Origin of the sequence: Tellurirhabdus rosea, from assembly GCF_026278345.1 — a bacterium.
Taxonomy (GTDB): Bacteria; Bacteroidota; Bacteroidia; order Cytophagales; family Spirosomataceae; genus Tellurirhabdus; species Tellurirhabdus rosea.
Window position 1 is genome coordinate 2,685,358 of sequence record NZ_CP111085.1, and the last position, 17,024, is coordinate 2,702,381.

Here is a 17,024-nt window from a genome sequence, read left to right on the forward strand (position 1 = left end):
TGATAGCCCGCGCTTTTTATAACATGTGCTGGCTTACTGCACGGCTTCGGCCACTTCCTCGGCGTAGGCGTCCGTCGGCACGCACGAACAAACGAGGTTCCGGTCACCGTAGGCGTTGTCCACCCGGCTGACGCTCGGCCAGAACTTGCGGGCTTTTACGTACGGCAGCGGGAAAGCGGCTTTCTCGCGGCTGTACGGACGGTCCCAGTTATCGGCGATAATGACGGCGGCCGTGTGCGGAGCGTGCTTCAGCACGTTGTTCGCTTTGTCGGCGCGGCCTTCCTCCACCTCGCGGATTTCTTCACGAATGCTGATGAGGGCGTCGCAGAAACGGTCGATTTCGGCTTTCGACTCCGACTCGGTCGGCTCGATCATCATCGTCCCCGGTACCGGGAAGGACATCGTCGGCGCGTGGAAACCGTAGTCCATCAGCCGCTTGGCAATGTCTTCCACTTCCACTCCAGACGCTTTGAACGGGCGGCAATCCACGATCATCTCGTGAGCGCAGCGGCCGTTAGTGCCCGTGTAAAGAATCGGGTAGTGTCCTTCCAGACGCGATTTAATGTAGTTGGCGTTCAGAATGGCCATTTCGGTGGCATGCGTCAGCCCTTCGCCACCCATCATGGCGATGTAAGCGTACGAAATGGTCAGAATGCTGGCCGAACCGTAGGGCGCTGCCGATACTGCACCCTGCTGCTGGGCCTCTTCCGTTACGTGACCCGGCAGGAACGGCACCAGATGCGCCGCTACCCCGATGGGCCCCATGCCCGGACCGCCGCCGCCGTGCGGAATACAGAAGGTTTTGTGCAGGTTCAGGTGGCAAACGTCCGCACCGATATTCGCCGGAGAAGTCAGACCGACCTGGGCGTTCATGTTGGCACCATCCATGTATACCTGTCCACCATGTTCGTGGATCAGCTCGCAGATTTCCTTGATGCTTTCTTCAAACACGCCATGCGTCGACGGGTAGGTTACCATCAGGCACGACAGTTCGCTGCTGTACTGCTCGGCTTTGGCCCGCAGGTCGGCCAGGTCAATGTTTCCGCGCTCGTCGCACTTAGTGATGACCACCTTCATCCCGGCCATAACCGCGCTGGCGGGATTCGTCCCGTGTGCCGACGACGGAATGAGGGCCACGTTGCGGTGGCTATCGCCCCGGCTTTCGTGGTAGGCCCGGATGACCATCAGACCGGCGTATTCGCCCTGAGCACCGGAGTTCGGCTGCATCGACATGGCCGCAAAGCCGGTGATTTCGCAGAGCCAGTTGTTCAGGTCTTTGAAAAGCTGCTGGTAACCGGCCGTCTGGTCTTTCGGAGCAAACGGGTGCATCTTGCCAAACTCCGGCCACGTGACGGGAATCATCTCCGCCGTAGCGTTCAACTTCATGGTGCAGCTTCCCAGCGAAATCATCGAATGCACCAGCGAAAGGTCTTTTTCCTCCAGCGAGCGCAGGTAGCGCAGCATTTCGTGCTCCGTATGGTGCGTATTGAAAACCGGATGCGTCAGGTACTCGGACTGACGGACCAGCCGCTCCGGCCAGGTAAACTCCAGTGATTCTGTCACGGCCTGCATGTCGGCGCAGACGCCGAATACGTCCAGCAGCTGCACCACGTCCTCGTATGTTTTTGCTTCGTCGAAGGAAACGCCCACCGTGGCATCATCCGCAAAATAGCGCAGGTTCACGCCGGCTTTGCGGGCCGTTTTCTGCAGCGATTCGACATCGTCCACGCGGACGGTGACGGTATCAAAATAATTCTCCGTGGCGAGTTCGTACCCATTCCAGCGCAGCGCCGTAGCGAACATTTTTGTCAGTCCATGCACGCGCTCGGCAATCGCCCGCAGGCGCTCGGGACCGTGGTAAACGGCGTAGGCGCTCGCCATCACGGCCAGCAGTACCTGAGCCGTACAGATGTTCGATGTGGCTTTCTCGCGGCGGATGTGCTGCTCGCGGGTTTGCAGGGCCATGCGCAGCGCCGGTTTGCCCTGGGCATCGACCGAAACGCCGATGATCCGGCCCGGAATCTGCCGCTTGTAAGCGTCTTTGGTAGCAAAAAAGGCCGCGTGCGGACCGCCGTAGCCCATCGGAACGCCAAAACGCTGGGCTGAGCCCACCACGACATCGGCGCCCATTTCGCCCGGAGGCGTTAACAGCGTTAAGGCCAGAAGATCGGCCGCTACAGCCGTAAAAATATTGTTTTCGTGCGCCGCCGCAATCAGGTCCGTGTAGTCGAACACGTCGCCGTCGGAGGCTGGATATTGCAATAGAACACCGTAAACCGCCGAATCGGTAACATCCAGCGTCCGGTGGTCGCCCACCCGAACGTCGATGTTCAGCGGCGTAGCCCGGGTCCGGACCACGTCGATCGTCTGCGGATGGCAGCGCTCGGAAACGAAGAACGTGTTTGCGCCTTTTTTGGCGGCCGGACGTAGCGAGTGGAGCATGGTCATGGCTTCGGCCGCCGCCGTAGCTTCATCCAGCAGCGAGGCGTTGGCAATCTCCATGCCCGTCAGGTCCGAAACAACCGTCTGGAAGTTCAGCAAAGCCTCCAGTCGTCCCTGGGCGATTTCGGCCTGATACGGCGTATAAGCCGTGTACCAGGCCGGGTTTTCCAGAATGTTCCGGAGAATGACGTTCGGCGTCAGGGTGTCGTAGTACCCCGTGCCAATGTACGATTTGTACACCTTGTTCTGCTGGGCCAGCTTCCGGAAATCGGCCAGAAACTGATTTTCGGAGCGGGGAGCAGGCAGGTTCAGCGGCTGGGCCAGCCGGATGGCGGCCGGTACGGTCTGGTCAATCAGTTCGTTGATGGAGGATACGCCGACACTGTCGAGCAAACCGGCCAGTTCAGCCTGGTCTTTTCCGTGATGACGCTGTTCAAAGGACTCCTGTTGATGGAGGACTATCTTCATAAGGCTTTGCCAGTCATTTAGCTGATTTTAAAACCCGAAATTACAGCAAAAAGTGCATTTTTCTCAGAAACTTGACACAAATCAACGTCGGCATTATCAATATTTGTATGTACTAATTCAAACCTTAATCGTTATCTTTGGATTCAACCTTGCTTTAAGCGGTTTTCGCGCGCACATGCTTAAGAATCTGGTCGTTTCTTCGGTCTCGTCTTTCCTGGATAAACTCGGCGTTGACGGCGACCGGGTGATGTTCAAACTCGCCATTCTGGCCCATCGTCTCGGCCTCAAAGGGAAAATTGACACCAGCCGACCCTACCGTTTCGGCACTTTTTCGATGTACCTCGACGCGCATGACACGCTTCAGGTCGCCGACGGCACCATCCGGTTTGAACCCACCGAAACGGAAACGCTGCTTGCCTGTGTGCGGCCGGACACGGTCATGCTCGATATTGGGGCCAACATGGGCTATTACTCCATCCGGGTCGCCCAGAAAGCCACCGCCGGATCGGTCTACGCCTTCGAGCCCGATCCCGGCAATTTTGCCCTTCTCCAGAAAAACCTGGCGCTCAACAACCTGACCAACGTGAAGGCGTTCAACGCCGCCTTGTCGGACAAACCGGGCACGATGCGGCTGTACAAGCACCCGTTCAACGTTGGCGATTACCGGCTTTACAACGACGGGGATTTTACGGAATTCGTGGACGTACCGACGCTTCGCCTCGATGATACCATCAGCGACAAAATCGACCTGGTGAAAATCGACGTGCAGGGCTTTGAATATTTTGTCCTGAAAGGCGGATACGACCTACTGAAAAGAGATCACCCGTTGGTTATCAGTGAATTCTGGCCGAGAGGGCTCTACAACAGCGGCGCTTCGCCCGCCGACTACCTGCGCATGATGCAGGAACTGGGCTACGAGGTCCGGGAGATTGACGAGAAGAAAAAAGCGGTGGTGCCCCGCACGTATGAGGAACTGCTGGAACTGAGTGCACGGCCCATCAACCGCTACACCAACCTGATGTTCCACTATACCGCCTGAAGCAGCTTTCCGGACACGGCCTGCCAGACCCTTTCCACCGAAATCTCGTCCATGCCGAAGCGGGATTCCGGGTTGAACTCGGGCGCAATTTCGGCAAGACGGTGGCGGTTCTGCTCGATATAAGTCGGGTAAAGGTACGTAATCCGGTCGGCCAGCCCGGCAGGATAAGGATGCCAGCGCACCAGCGACTTTCCCTGCGATATCACCAGCGCCGGGGTTCCACAGGCGGCGGCCAGATGGACAATTCCGGTTTCGTTGGTCAGGAGTAAAGCGGCCTTTCTCAGCGCGTAAACGAGTTCCGGGATGCTCAACCGGCCCGTCAAATCGGTTATCCGGTCGTGTTCTTCGGGTACTTCCTGCTGCAACCGGCGGGCATACGCCTGTTCCGACGCCGTACCCGTCAGCACAATCCGATAGCCCGGAAACTCCCGCCGCAGCTGCCGGACCACGGCGGCAAAGCGTTCGGTGGGCCAGATCCGAAAGTCCTGTCCGGCGCCGAGCGACAGGATGACGAAGCGGTCGGGCAGGGCAAGCGGTCGGGCCAGTCGCTCGGGAAGGTCGGGCTTAGGAAGCGCCAGCGACTGGCCCGACAGCATTTCCATCAGTCGACGGTTCCGCTCCATTTCGAACAGAATGCCTTCCGGGCGGGGCAGCAGCCGCGTGTACAGCCGGTCGCCTAACCGGGCTTCCCAGCGTTTGCTGTTGACAAAGTCCGTCCGGCAGCCAATCCGCACGGGCGCTCCGGTGGCCGCCGCCAGAAAATCGTCCAGCACCAGCACCCGGCTCACCGTCGGGCAAAAAACCGCCGAAAAACCCTGTCGCCGCAGTTGGCGGACTACACGAAACCGGTAAAGCGGCCGGGTTGTCAGTTTGTAAATATCCACCCAGATCGCCCCGTCGAGAACGTCCGCGTCGAACGCTTCGGCCAGCGGCCGGAACGCTTCATTACCCAGCAGAATAAGCCGGTGGCCCTCAAAAGGCGCCCGTGTTTTCAGCATCCGCAGATACGGACGGAACAGCAGGTAATCGCCCAGCACATCGAGCCGGATGACCAGCAGCGACGGCGCCTTTCCGGCCGGGCGGCCCGCGGTCAGGATGGCCAGCCGGTCCACCAGCCACAGCACCGCGTCGATCCCGGCCAGCACCGGCACAAGCAGCGGGGAGGTTTTCAGCAGGCGGATGAGTGCTTTCAGATTCATTTGATAAGCTTATAAATGCCGACAATGGCCTCGTTGTGCGCCCGGTGAAGCAAGCGCACCCAATCGGCAGGCCGGTGCCGAATCAGCGTGCGGTAGTCTTCGTCAAACTGCTCCGTAAACTGGCTTCCGCCTTTGGACGCCCCGTGGATGCGAAACGCCGCCAGCGGTTTGGCCAGAACGGCTGGCGGCTGAAGCTGCGCCAGCCGGAGCCACCAGTCGTAATCCATCGTATAACGCAGGTTTTCGTTCAAGTAGCCCAGCCGGTCGTGCAGGGAACGCCGCCAGAACGTGGCCGGCTGGCAAATGGCGTTGGTAATACCCAGATAAAAGGAAGGAGAAAGCTTCCGGAGAATCCGCTTGTATTCCCGGATAGGTTGCTGGATCAAACGACCGTCTTTGTCCACAATGAGGCAGTCGCCCGTCAGCCATGACACGTCCGGGTGCTGTTCGAAGAAACGGCCCACTTCGTGCAGGGCGCCCGGTAACAGGTAATCGTCCGAATTGAGCCAGCCCACGATGTCGCCCGTAGCGGCCCGCAGCCCTTTGTTGAGCGCGTCGGTCTGCCCCCGGTCCGGTTCGGAAATCAGCCGGAGCCGGTGGCTGTATTCGCGAAGAATCGGTAACGTCCCGTCCGACGACTGCCCGTCCACCACCAGGTACTCCAGAGCCGGATAAGCCTGATTCAGAACGGATTCCACCGTTTTTCGGATGTAAGGCCCCTGGTTGTAGGAAGGCGTAATGAGGGAGATGGAAGGCAGCATACGCAGGTTATACGGCCGCCGAAACAGGTTCGTCCCCGGAACTGACCGCCGTTTCGCCCGCCCGCTTCTGTAGTTGTTGTTTCAGAAAGGCCACTTCGTGCGTCAGCACTTTAATCTCCGACTGCATCCGGGAATTGACGACCGAAAGATGAACCAGAAAGACGATGATGGCAAAAATCGCCGCCAGAAAAATGAGCGAAGGCGGGTAAAAAACGCCCAGCAGCAACGAAATCTCTTCCAGCCCCTTTCGCCAGATGGAAAACACGGTCAGGATAGCGGTGCAGATGATCCAGACAATGGCGTATTCCTCCCGCAACTTGCCCCGGACGATCAGCCGGGCGATCATCGCCAGAAAACCCAGCGCCCCGATAACACTGATTATCTGAATTTTAACAGGCAGCGTTTCCATAATGAGACTGGTTTCGCAGACGTAAATAAATGAACACCGTGGCGAGCGTCACTTTGAACATGTAATACACCGCCTTCAGCGAAGTAATGGACGAGGTGCCGCCCTGCCGTTCGCGCATCTGTACGGGCACTTCCACCATCCGCAGGTTGTGCAGCCCAAACTGAACGATGGACTCCGGTTCCGGGTATTCGTCGGGGTAATACGCGCTCACAATCTCGATCGTCCGCCGGTTGAAGGCCCGGAAGCCGGACGTACTGTCGTGAATCAACTGCCCGATCAGGCTCCGGTTGAGCCAGCGGAAATAACGGATGCCGGTCCGGCGCAGCCAGGTAGACCGAAACCCTCCTTTGGCAAGAAACCGCGACCCGATCACCACATCCGCTTTTTCGTCCAGAATGGGCCGAAGCAGGCGCGGCAGTTCGTCGGCCGGGTGCTGCCCGTCGCCATCCATCTGGACAGCGATGTCGTACCCGTTCCGGCAGGCGTATTTGTAGCCCGCATGCATAGCTCCGCCGATGCCCAGATTGACCGGCAGGTCGAGCCAGAGGCAGTTTAGCCGCCGGATGACGTCCGGCGACCGGTCCGTCGAGCAGTCGTTGACCACCAGCACATCCAGAGGAAGCTGTGTCCGCTGTCGGTTAATCTCCTCCACCACCCCCGCAATGGCGGCCTCCTCGTTGAAACAGGGCACAATGACCAGAATGCGCGGATTTGTGAGCATACACTAATCGTTTATCCGGTAAATCTGAATGGTTCCGAGCGAATTCACCAGCTTCATGCACCGCGTCTCGATGGGCTGCGGCTGCCGGTCGAAGATGATGTATTTGACGTTGAGCTGCCTGAACCGGGGCGAACACGGGTCCATGAGCACCTGATAGCCGTCTTCAAAGGTATTCTGAATGATGACCGTGTCTTTCTGCCCGTCGATGTAGGTGTTGTAGACCGTATGCGCGTAGCGGTTGTAGGCCGAATCGCGTTTCATCTGCGGGTCGAGCACTTTCAGAATAGTCCGGGCCGGGATGAACTTCACGCCGCTCAGCAGGTCTACGCCCGTGGCTGTGGCCAGATACGAAATGTACTGACTGCCAAAAACCACCCAGCGGGCTTTCGGCTCCTGCTGGTGAAGGCTCTGGATCGATTTGTACAACTGGTGGTCGGTAATGGGAGCCAGGCCCTTGGCGACCGGATTCATCTTCAGATTAGGCAGCAGGAAAAGAATAATGCCGCCGCAGAAAAGGGCCTGCCGGTAAGCCGGTCGCCAGCTGATGAGCAGAAGCGACCCCAGCGCCGCAAAGAATAGCACCGGCACCACCAGCTGATGCCAGCGAAAAAAACCGTCGGAATCGCCGATGTTGACCTGCGCCGCGTAGATGAAGTAGGCCACCACGCCCGCGATGCTCAGCGCCGTGACTGCCGTGCCCGATTTGAGGCTTTTCGTCTGGAGATAATGCAGGTAAAGTACCGTCAGCAGAACGTTAGCGATGCCGAAGGGAATCTGGGTCCGGCGCGTCGGGCTCATGTTCCAGAGGGTCGCCTTCGCCAGCCAGCCCGGAAAACCAACCTCGATCCAGACGTAACCGACCAGAATGAACAGGCCGAGTAGCAACAGCACCCAGTCCACCGACCGGGACCGGACAAAAGCAACGGCCAGACCGGGCAGGATGATGGGGGCGAAGGTCAGATAATGCGCCAATTCGCAGGAGTTCAGCCAGTTTTTCGGAAAACGGCTGTCGCTCCACTGCCAGCTGAAATATTCCGAAAACCAGTTGGCGATAAAGCCCGTGCCACCCAGTTCGTTGCGTTTGCCGGGGTACACGGTATTCATCGTGGCTTCGATGGTTGTCTTTACGTCCGCGTAATAGCTGAGAAACACCACCGCCACGGCGCCCACGGCCAGCACCAGCGCCCCGGCTTTCAGCGGAAGACTCGTTTTCAGCTCCGGCTGCCGGATATTGTTGAGCAGATAGCCCAGCAGCAGAGCCGCCAGCACATACGCCAGCGGCACCTGGTAGGGTGGATACAGAATAAGGGCAAAATACCCCAGCGACCAGATCAGCAACAATGCACTTATCAGCAGCGGCCTCGTCCGGGTGCTGAACAGCACGTAAACGGTGGCTACGAAGATCAGGCTGGTACTGGCGATCAGGCTGGTGGGAATGTACGTCCAGGACTGGGTGCCCGACGAGAGGAAGAGCCACAGACTGCCCGTTGCCGATAGCCAGAAGTTGTTCCGGGTGAGCAGAAGCAGGGCCAGCAGCGCCCCGATGATGGACAGGCAGGCCCGGAAGTTATAGACCCAGGCATAGCCCTGTTCGGTCGGAAGAAAAAGAAAGCCCCAGTATTCGGGCCGGAATGCCACACTGAAGTGTTTGGTCGGAGCCACCAGAATCGGGGCCTTCTCGCCCCCGAGTGTTTCGTTTTCCAGCGGCAGGCCCTTATTCACCTGCGAAAGAATCCAGGGCGTGCCCACGGCATAATCGTCCATGCGGATCGAGCGCGGCGTTCCCGAAAGCAGGCCGCGTTTCGGGTCGGAGCCATCGGGGATGATCTGGTTCCAGGCCGGAATGGAAACCGAGTGAATTTTGGCGAGCGTAAACAGCACAAACAACCCCACACAGACCGCCAGAAACCATTTCAGCCGGGTATCAAAGCGAATTAATTCAAAAGACCGCCCGGCGGACAACGCAACCGTCCGTTCGGCCGGTGCGACCGTGGCCGCCTGCATGACCGGCTCCGGTTTAACCGTCGGTTTTCCGGCGGAAGGCCCCGGAACCACTCGTTTCTTTTTTGACATGAATTCCTTGGTAAACGAATCAATAACTGGAAGGTGAAAGGTGCTGCTACTAAAGATGCAAATTCGTCGGAATAGTAACGTCCAGCCTCTTGCCTCAGATAAATTACACAAATTAAATCGGTGCACCGCCAATTCCGCTACCCGATTTCGTTACTTTAGCCAGGAATGGCCGGTTACGCAAGAAAAATAATCATTGGTCTGCTGAGTGCAGGGCTGCTTTGGTACGTGCTCAAAGACGTGGCCTTTGCGGAACTGTCCCAGCAATTCCGACGGGCCCGGTATGGCTGGCTGCTTCTGGTCGGACTCTCGATGCTGCTCACCTACGGGCTGCGGGCGTTGCGCTGGCGGCTCCTGCTGCAAAGTGCGGGCCACCATCCGCCGGTTTTCCGGGCGACCGTTGCCATTCTGGCCGGAACGCTGGCCGGACTGGCCTTTCCCGGCGCCGGTGAGCTGACCCGCTGTGAAACGCTCCGGCGCACGGACCGCGTCCCGCTGGCGCTTAGCCTCGGGTCGGTGGTGGCCGAGCGGGTGGTCGATCTGCTGATGCTGGGGGCGCTGGTCGGGCTGACGCTGCTGCTCGAATTCGCGCGCCTCTGGACGTACTTCGCCGATACGGTCGGCGAACGGCTGCTCCGGTTCTGGTACGTTCTGCCGCTGACGGCTCTCCTGCTGGCGGGCGGATGGCAGCTGCTCCGCCGGCTTCTTCGCCCATCACCTCCTCCGGCAGCGCAGCCGTCGCGGGTGCAAAACGCCGTTCGGGGCTTGAACGAGGGCCTGCGGACGGTCCGGCAGCTCCGGCAACCGGGTCTTTTCTGGGGCCTGAGCGCGCTGGGTTACGGACTGGCTTTTCTGACCACCTACGCCGCCTTTCTGACCAGCCCGCTGCTCCGTTCCCTGACTCCACTGGCCGCCCTGACCGTTCTGGCGCTGACTTCTCTGGGCGGGCTGGCCGTCCCCACACAGGGAGGCGTCGGCACCTACCACGCGCTGGCGTCCGTTGGTCTGCGTTTCTACGGGTTTTCGCTGACCGACAGCGTCACGGCGGCCACGTTTCTGCACGCCATTATCGTCGGGACGGCCCTGCTTTTCAGCCTGGGCGGCTTCCTGCTGGCACCGGTGCTGGCGCTGCGGCACAAGGCCAGCCACATTTCGGTTACGGATGCCTGAATGACTGATGTTACTCCTGAACGCCCGTAGTACGACTATGAGGTTGTGTCACAAATCGGGCTTATTCCCCGCACGTTTGTATACTTCGGGCAAATCGATTATTTTGTACTTTAATTATTTTCCAAATTTCATCTATGCGTTCTCAAATTGCTGCTCTTTGCCTGCTGCTGTCGGGTCAGGTCGCCTTCAGCCAGACGGTGACCGACTACGCCCGGACCATTCAGGCGGGCGACCTTGAAAAGCACCTCCGCGTTATCGCCGCCGACGACATGCAGGGCCGCGAAACCGGCACGCCGGGCCAGAAAAAAGCGGCGGAATACCTCGCCAAACAGTTTCAGGAGTTTGGTTTGAAAGCCATCGTTCCGACGGCCGACGGCAAAACGTCCTACCTCCAGCCGTTTAACCTTTACCGGAAAACCTGGGGCGATTTTTACGTAAAAGCGGGCGGGGCCACTTATTCATACCCGAAAGACTTCATCGTCAACGGCCTGCTGAGCGTTCCCACCGAAACGGCGTTTGAAACCGTTTTTGCGGGCTACGGCATCAGCGCCGGGGCCTACGACGATTACGCCAAACTGGACATAAAAGGCAAAGCCGTCGTGGTGCTGGAAGGCGCTCCGAAGAACAAAAAAGGGGAGCCGCTGGAAGGAACCGCCGACTTCAACAGTCCGGATAGCTGGCGGAAAAAAGTGACGCTGGCCAAGGACAAAGGCGCGGCCCAGATTTTCATCGTATCGGCTCAGTCGGGCGACGATTACAAACGGCTGGTGGCCGAGCGCAGCGCCCTGATGGGCCGCTTCAACCGCCTGACGCTGAAACCGGGCGCCGAGCAGCTCAGCCCGGTGGGAACGTTCCTGATTTCCTCCGATCTGGCCGCCAACCTTTTGAATACCAAAACCGACAAGTTCAACAAGGCCGTTCAGAAAATCACCGACAGCGGCAAAACAACCGCAGGCTCGCTGAAAGGAAAAGTTAGCCTGAAAGCCGAACGGAAAGAAGAAGCCGTGCAGACCGAAAACGTCATGGGCTTTCTGGAAGGGACGGACAAAAAGGACGAAGTGCTGATCGTTTCGTCGCACTACGACCATATCGGTGTCAGCCCGGACGGGCAGGTGAACAACGGGGCCAACGACGACGGTTCGGGTACGGTGTCTGTCCTGGAAATGGCCCAGGCGTTTGCCAAAGCCAAGGCTGAGGGCAAAGGTCCCCGGCGCTCGGTGCTGTTTCTCTGCGTGACGGGCGAAGAAAAAGGCCTGCTTGGTTCCCAGTATTATGCCGACATGCAGCCGATCATTCCGCTGGCCAACACGGTAGCCGACCTGAACATCGACATGGTGGGCCGCGTAGACGACCTGCACCTGGGCAAATCCGAGAACTACATCTACGTAATTGGCTCCGATAAACTTTCGTCGGAACTGCACCAGATCAGCGAAAACGCCAACCGCGCCAACACGATGATGGAACTGGATTACAAATACAACGATCCGGGTGATCCCGAGCGCATCTACTACCGCTCGGACCACTACAACTTCGCCAAGCACAAAATCCCCATCATTTTCTATTTCAACGGTCTGCACCCCGACTACCACCGCCCGACGGACGACGTGGACAAGATCAACTTCAACCTCGCCGAGAAATCCGCCCGACTGGTGTTCTTCACCGCCTGGGAAGTAGCCAATCGGGAGAACCGTCCGGTTGTGGACAGCAATAAGCCGTAAGGCAGAAATGAATGAATAATGAAGGCTCCGCCAGGTTAGAATCCTGAATCAGCGGAGCCTTCATTATTCATTCTTAATTATTCATTTTGCAACGCGGTCCGCCGCGGTTCATTCTTAATTATTCATTTATTTCTTTTTTCTTCGTGGTTACTTTTCTGTTCAATGAAAGAAGCCATCACCCGATACTTTCTGCCCGGCGTTGTTCTGCTCGCCGTCGTTTTTGCGGTTGCCATGAAAGCGACGGTTTTTCAGAAGGAGCCGGCTGCCGCCGTTCCTTCCTCCGGGGAGCCGCCTAAAGCGTTTGCCGGCTACTGGTTTGCGGGCAAGGCCGAACTGAACCGGTACCGTCTGGAGCAGGCGCAGTACGGTGCCCTGAACCCCGGAGAAGCCGTTCTTATCTTTGTCACCGAAGATTTTCGCACCGATACGCAGGTGAAGTCCGAGACCGAAGCCAGCCGCAGCCGGTCAACGCCCGTTCTGAAGCTGAACTTTGTCAGGAAATTTGTCACGGGCATTTACGATTATTCGCTGTACACGTCCGTTTTTACGCCCATTCAGCACGCCGAGTTTCCCGCCACGCTTAAAGTAAGCACCTCGGGGCAGGAATGGTGCGGGCACAGTTATCTGCAGATGAATTACCGCAGCGGCGGTTATGGGGTGAGCGGCCGGTCGTATTTTGAGCAGGAGGTGGCCGAGGATTACGAAATTGGGAAAGCCCTGCTGGAAGACGAAATCTGGAACCGCATCCGGCTGGCACCCGACCGGTTGCCGACCGGCTCTGTTTCGGTCGTTCCGGGCACGCAGTCGGCGCGGCTGCGGCACAGGAAGCTGGAACCCCTCACCGCCGATGTTTCGCTGACCGATTATACCGGAACGGCTTTTTCCGGAAATAGCCCGAAAGCGTACCGGCTGGAGTATAAGACCGACGGCCGGACGCTGCTGATCGTCTTTGAAAATCAGTTTCCTCACCGGATTCTGGGCTGGGAAGAAACGTACAAAAGCAAAGACAAACAACTTACCTCCCGCGCCGTTTTACAGAAAACAGTTCAAACGGATTACTGGAACCGGAATGCTCCGGCTGACACGGTTCTGCGCCTGTAGTTCAGGTAAAGTGTCAACATGCCTAATCATTCGTAAACCATTCCCGGAATGAGGTTCCGGGTTACAGCACCATGAAACGCTTCCTTGCTTTTTTGCTGATTGCTCTATCCGGCTGCTCCGATTCCGCCAAAGAAGCCGAAAAGCCCACCGACACGACTCCGACGCATACGCTGATTTTTATGGATAAATCGGTGAGTGTGAACGTCAACCGGGCCTTTGTCGCGCAAAAATACCAGCAGGCGCTCAACGAAATCATTGATCAGAATATTCAGAAAAAAGGCGACAAGCTGGAGGTGTACTTCATTCACGAAAACACGTCCAAAGCCCGGGCCCTGACCGTCACGACCCGCTCGGAGCTGGAAGTGGAGGACAACGCCAACGCCACCGACCGCGAAGCCGCCCAGACGACCTTCGATCTGGCGCTGGGCCGCGAAAAAGCCGTCATCCGCCAGCGCGTGCTTCAGCAGCTGGCGCAGCAGAACGGCGGCCGGTCGAACCAGCAGACCGACATCTGGGCCAGTCTGCCCGTCATCGCCAAAGCCGCCGACAGCGGAGCCAACCTGAAAGTGTATTACCTCAGCGACATGGTGGAAAGCACCAAAGGCCCCGGTCGCCGGGACTTCCACCAGACGCCGCCCAAAGACAACGCCCAGGCCGAAGAGTGGGCCAAAACCGACGCCGAACAGTTGAAGAAAAACAGCATCGGCAGTCCCGACATTACGCTTATTCTACCGTTTGAGCCCAACGCGTCCGTCCGCGAAAACAATCCGGCGGTCACGCAGTACTGGCAGACGCTGTTTGGCGAACTGGGTGCCGGAAACGTTGAGGAGCAGTAGATTCCGTTATTTTTTCAACAGTTCCACCACTTTGTCCACCGGCAGTTTCTCCACCTGGTGCCCCTGATCGCCCTTCATCGTTTCGGCGGCGAACAGCGAATTGATGATGGCTTCCTCCGTCGCTTCGATGGCGGCCATGAACAGGGGCGAGACATTGTCGTTGCGAAGGAGCTTTACCTCGTCGAGCGTCCGGCTGGTTTCGTGGGGAATGCGATTGGCCGTCGAAACCGCAATGACGTAGTCGCCGCTGCCGTTGGAGGCGATGCCGCCGGTCTGGGCCAGTCCCATAAACGCCCGTTTGGCGAGCCGCTTCAGGTTACGGGCGTCGAGTGGCGCGTCCGTCAGCACCACCATCATGCAGGAGCCGTCCAGTTTTTCCCTGTAAGAATATTTGCCCAGCGCCACGCCGACGGGCAGGTTTCCGACCTGCAGCACCCCGCCGAAATTGGTCTGCACCAGTACGCCGACCGTGTAGCCGCCCAGCGAACCGGGCAGTTTCCGCGAAGCCGTACCGATGCCGCCTTTGAACCCGAAACAGACCGTTCCGGTCCCGGCACCGACGGCCCCTTCGGCGACCGGCCCGGTACTGGCTTTCCGCAGGGCTTCCAGCACGTGCTGCCGGGTGACGTGCCGTCCGCGGATGTCGTTGAGAAAGCCGTCGTTGGTTTCGCCGATGACCGGGTTCAGGGACCGCACCTGCTCGTTGCCGGGCTGCGCCAGCGTATAATCGATGACGGCATCGGCGGCCGTCGGGACGCTCAGCGTGTTGGTCAGCACAATTGGCGTTTCCAGCGTTCCGAGTTCTTCCACCTGGCTGTAGCCCGTCAGCTTGCCGAAGCCGTTGCCGATGTAAATGGCCGCCGGGCATTTTTCCTGAAACAGATTGCCCGCATGCGGCAGAATGGCCGTTACGCCCGTTCGGACGTTCGGGCCCTGAATGAGCGTCACCTGGCCGACCCGGACGCCCGGCACGTCGGTGATGGCGTTGAGCGGACCGGGCGCCATGACGCCGAAGCGGATTGCGTAGTCGCGGGCGCGTTTGGAAGATTGGGCGGAAACAGCCATGGAAAAGAGCAGAAACAGACCAAGTAACCGTAAAATCATGGGAAAAAAGTTGAAAACCGACGGCAGACAATTCCTATCCGCAAATGAAAGGTTATTCCGGCGCACTTTTCGACTTTATAGAAAAAAGTAGTGTCCTTTTACGCCCGTTCATTCCGGATTCCCCTGATGATTGCTAAAACTGGTCTGCTTACCCGGCTTTTTCTGAGCCTGACCTTCCTGTTCGCTCTGGCTTCGGCTTTGCAGGCCGCTCCAAAACCGAAAACGTACTATGCCGATTCGCCGGACGGGAAAACCCGGCTGGAAGTGTCCGTAAACGAGCGGCAGGAACTGGTCTACCGCCTGCTTTTCAACGGAGAGCCGGTTCTCGACGGGTCGAAGCTGGGCCTGCGGCTCAACGGAGTGACCGTTGGCCAAAACTGCCTCATCAGAAAGCAGCGGCAGCGTTCGCACCGGGAGCAGTTTGCCTGGCCGCTGGGCGAAAACGAGCGGATTCGGAATCATTACCGGGAGCTGACGCTGGATTGCCAGTCCGGCCCGGTCGCGTTTCGGCTGGTAGCCCGGGTGTTCGATGGAAGCGCGGCGTTCCGGTACGTTATTCCTAAAGCCGACAACGGCCTTATCCAGGAAGAGCTTACCACCTTTGCGTTTACCGATCCGTATACCGTTTATCAGTACAACGAAGAATCGGTCTTCACCCCCACCGCTCTTTCCGACCTCAAAAAAACCTGCGACTTTCCGGCCACGCTGACCAACGGACGGCTGTTTATCTCGCTTGGCGAAGCCGATAATTCGTCGTACACTAAACCGGTGCTGACCCGAGGCACGGCTCCGTCCTCGCTGGCGGTCGCTTTTCACAAAGATTCGGTAAGAACCCACTGCGCTTTTCAGTCGCCCTGGCGGACCATCAGCGTAGCCACTTCGGCCATCGGCCTGCACCCGTTCAGCGACCTGCCGCTCCGGCTCAGTCCGCCGCCGACCGGGCCCGTTCCGGACTGGATCAAACCCGGCAAGCTCCTCCGTTCGACGCTGCTGACGACGCAGGGCGGCCTCAACTGCATTGATTTTGCCGCCAGCCACCATCTCCAGTACATCATGTTCGACGCGGGCTGGTACGGAGCCGAGTTCCGCAGCAGTTCGGACCCGACGCAGGTCATTCCGGCGCTGGATTTGCCTAAAGTTATTCAATATGGAAAGGAAAAAGGCGTCGGGGTCATTCTGTACGTCAACCGCGTCGGGCTGCGGGCCAAGCTGGACGAGATTCTGCCGCTTTACAAAAGCTGGGGCGTGGCCGGGCTGAAATTTGGCTTTGTGGACGGGCTGACGCAGGAGGGCCTTACCTGGCTGCGCGGAGCCATGAAAAAGGTGTACGACCACGGCTTTATCCTCAACATCCACGACAACTACAAGCCGACCGGCCTTTCGCGGACGTACCCCAACCTGCTGACGCAGGAAGGCATCCGCGGCAACGAGAACAACCCGGACGCTTTTCACAATACCGTGCTGCCCTTTACCCGCTTCCTGGCCGGGGCGGCGGATTATACGTTCTGTTACCCGAACGCCAACGAAGCTTTCTCCGAAAACCTGTTCAAAACCAAGCTTCAGGTGAGCAAAGCGCAGCAACTGGCGCTGTCGGTGGTTTACTTCAGTCCGCTACAGGCCGTCCTGTGGTATGGCAACCCGACCGATTACAAAAACGAGCAGGAAATCGAGTTTTTCGCGCGGGTGCCGACCGTCTGGAACGAAAGCCATTATCTGGTGGGCGAAATCGGTAAGGTCATCAGCGTCGCCCGCCGGAACGGCTCCACCTGGTACGTGGGCACCGCCGCGGGCCTGACCGACTGGACCGGAAGCCTGCCTACGACTTTTCTCCAGCGGGGAAAACGCTATCAGGTCACCGCGTACGACGACGATGGAAAAGGCAGTATTGCCAAAACGGTGGCCGAACTGAAGGCGGGCGATTCGCTGCCGGTGGCGCTAAAAGCCAAAGGCGGGCAGGCACTGGTGATTGAGGAACTGAAGTAAGCG

At 58.5% G+C, this 17,024-nt stretch carries 13 protein-coding genes; 6 read left to right on the top strand and 7 right to left on the bottom strand.

Features of this window, described 5'->3' with window-relative positions:
• Positions 1-33: 33 nt before the first annotated feature.
• Positions 34-2,910 (bottom strand): aminomethyl-transferring glycine dehydrogenase, encoded by a 2,877-nt coding sequence (gcvP, locus tag ORG26_RS11255; RefSeq protein WP_266369185.1) that lies wholly within the window; start codon positions 2,908-2,910, stop codon positions 34-36.
• 175 nt (positions 2,911-3,085) lie between these two features.
• On the opposite strand from gcvP, the gene ORG26_RS11260 reads away from it, so the two are divergent.
• Complete coding sequence (locus tag ORG26_RS11260; protein WP_266369187.1) at positions 3,086-3,949, top strand: FkbM family methyltransferase; 864 nt, start codon at positions 3,086-3,088, stop codon at positions 3,947-3,949.
• On the opposite strand, the gene ORG26_RS11265 is transcribed toward ORG26_RS11260, so the two are convergent.
• Genes ORG26_RS11265 through ORG26_RS11285 form a run of 5 tightly spaced genes read right to left on the bottom strand, consistent with a single transcriptional unit; the run spans position 3,937 to position 9,112 of the window.
• On the bottom strand, positions 3,937-5,148 hold the full coding sequence (locus ORG26_RS11265; RefSeq protein WP_266369188.1) for a glycosyltransferase family 9 protein: 1,212 nt from the start codon (positions 5,146-5,148) through the stop codon (positions 3,937-3,939). The genes ORG26_RS11260 and ORG26_RS11265 overlap by 13 nt on opposite strands.
• On the bottom strand, positions 5,145-5,909 hold the full coding sequence (locus ORG26_RS11270; RefSeq protein ID WP_266369190.1) for a glycosyltransferase family 2 protein: 765 nt from the start codon (positions 5,907-5,909) through the stop codon (positions 5,145-5,147). The genes ORG26_RS11265 and ORG26_RS11270 overlap by 4 nt, the downstream gene beginning before the upstream one ends.
• 7 nt (positions 5,910-5,916) lie before the next feature.
• Positions 5,917-6,318: a DUF2304 domain-containing protein gene (locus ORG26_RS11275; RefSeq protein WP_266369191.1), complete on the bottom strand. Its 402-nt coding sequence runs from the start codon at positions 6,316-6,318 to the stop codon at positions 5,917-5,919.
• A complete protein-coding gene (locus ORG26_RS11280) occupies positions 6,299-7,039 on the bottom strand; it encodes a glycosyltransferase family 2 protein (protein WP_266369192.1) in 741 nt (246 codons plus the stop codon). The genes ORG26_RS11275 and ORG26_RS11280 overlap by 20 nt, the downstream gene beginning before the upstream one ends.
• Before the next feature lie 3 nt (positions 7,040-7,042).
• Positions 7,043-9,112, bottom strand: coding sequence for a DUF7657 domain-containing protein (locus ORG26_RS11285; RefSeq protein ID WP_266369194.1), 2,070 nt, complete (start codon positions 9,110-9,112; stop codon positions 7,043-7,045).
• A 165-nt stretch (positions 9,113-9,277) separates the two neighbouring features.
• On the opposite strand from ORG26_RS11285, the gene ORG26_RS11290 reads away from it, so the two are divergent.
• The 4 genes from ORG26_RS11290 to ORG26_RS11305 all read left to right on the top strand — a co-directional run bounded on the left by ORG26_RS11290 (position 9,278) and on the right by ORG26_RS11305 (position 13,934).
• Positions 9,278-10,279 (top strand): lysylphosphatidylglycerol synthase transmembrane domain-containing protein, encoded by a 1,002-nt coding sequence (locus ORG26_RS11290; RefSeq protein ID WP_266369196.1) that lies wholly within the window; start codon positions 9,278-9,280, stop codon positions 10,277-10,279.
• Positions 10,280-10,413: 134 nt separating this feature from the next.
• Entirely contained in the window at positions 10,414-11,997 is a 1,584-nt protein-coding gene (locus ORG26_RS11295; protein ID WP_266369198.1) for a M28 family peptidase, read from the top strand.
• Positions 11,998-12,159: 162 nt separating this feature from the next.
• A complete protein-coding gene (locus ORG26_RS11300) occupies positions 12,160-13,098 on the top strand; it encodes a hypothetical protein (RefSeq protein WP_266369199.1) in 939 nt (312 codons plus the stop codon).
• 71 nt (positions 13,099-13,169) lie between these two features.
• A complete protein-coding gene (locus ORG26_RS11305) occupies positions 13,170-13,934 on the top strand; it encodes a hypothetical protein (RefSeq protein ID WP_266369200.1) in 765 nt (254 codons plus the stop codon).
• A 6-nt stretch (positions 13,935-13,940) separates the two neighbouring features.
• Here the strand turns inward: ORG26_RS11305 and ORG26_RS11310 are convergent, their stop codons facing one another.
• On the bottom strand, positions 13,941-15,038 hold the full coding sequence (locus ORG26_RS11310; RefSeq protein WP_266369202.1) for a DmpA family aminopeptidase: 1,098 nt from the start codon (positions 15,036-15,038) through the stop codon (positions 13,941-13,943).
• A 126-nt stretch (positions 15,039-15,164) separates the two neighbouring features.
• On the opposite strand from ORG26_RS11310, the gene ORG26_RS11315 reads away from it, so the two are divergent.
• Entirely contained in the window at positions 15,165-17,021 is a 1,857-nt protein-coding gene (locus ORG26_RS11315) for a glycoside hydrolase family 97 protein (RefSeq protein ID WP_266369204.1), read from the top strand.
• Positions 17,022-17,024: the final 3 nt, after the last annotated feature.

Bases quoted from the DNA above. Each gene is read 5' to 3' on its own strand.
- gcvP (WP_266369185.1), bottom strand. From the start codon at position 2,910: ATGAAGATAGTCCTCCATCAACAGGAGTCCTTTGAACAGCGTCATCAC.
- ORG26_RS11260 (WP_266369187.1), top strand. From the start codon at position 3,086: ATGCTTAAGAATCTGGTCGTTTCTTCGGTCTCGTCTTTCCTGGATAAA.
- ORG26_RS11265 (WP_266369188.1), bottom strand. From the start codon at position 5,148: ATGAATCTGAAAGCACTCATCCGCCTGCTGAAAACCTCCCCGCTGCTT.
- ORG26_RS11270 (WP_266369190.1), bottom strand. From the start codon at position 5,909: ATGCTGCCTTCCATCTCCCTCATTACGCCTTCCTACAACCAGGGGCCT.
- ORG26_RS11275 (WP_266369191.1), bottom strand. From the start codon at position 6,318: ATGGAAACGCTGCCTGTTAAAATTCAGATAATCAGTGTTATCGGGGCG.
- ORG26_RS11280 (WP_266369192.1), bottom strand. From the start codon at position 7,039: ATGCTCACAAATCCGCGCATTCTGGTCATTGTGCCCTGTTTCAACGAG.
- ORG26_RS11285 (WP_266369194.1), bottom strand. From the start codon at position 9,112: ATGTCAAAAAAGAAACGAGTGGTTCCGGGGCCTTCCGCCGGAAAACCG.
- ORG26_RS11290 (WP_266369196.1), top strand. From the start codon at position 9,278: ATGGCCGGTTACGCAAGAAAAATAATCATTGGTCTGCTGAGTGCAGGG.
- ORG26_RS11295 (WP_266369198.1), top strand. From the start codon at position 10,414: ATGCGTTCTCAAATTGCTGCTCTTTGCCTGCTGCTGTCGGGTCAGGTC.
- ORG26_RS11300 (WP_266369199.1), top strand. From the start codon at position 12,160: ATGAAAGAAGCCATCACCCGATACTTTCTGCCCGGCGTTGTTCTGCTC.
- ORG26_RS11305 (WP_266369200.1), top strand. From the start codon at position 13,170: ATGAAACGCTTCCTTGCTTTTTTGCTGATTGCTCTATCCGGCTGCTCC.
- ORG26_RS11310 (WP_266369202.1), bottom strand. From the start codon at position 15,038: ATGATTTTACGGTTACTTGGTCTGTTTCTGCTCTTTTCCATGGCTGTT.
- ORG26_RS11315 (WP_266369204.1), top strand. From the start codon at position 15,165: ATGATTGCTAAAACTGGTCTGCTTACCCGGCTTTTTCTGAGCCTGACC.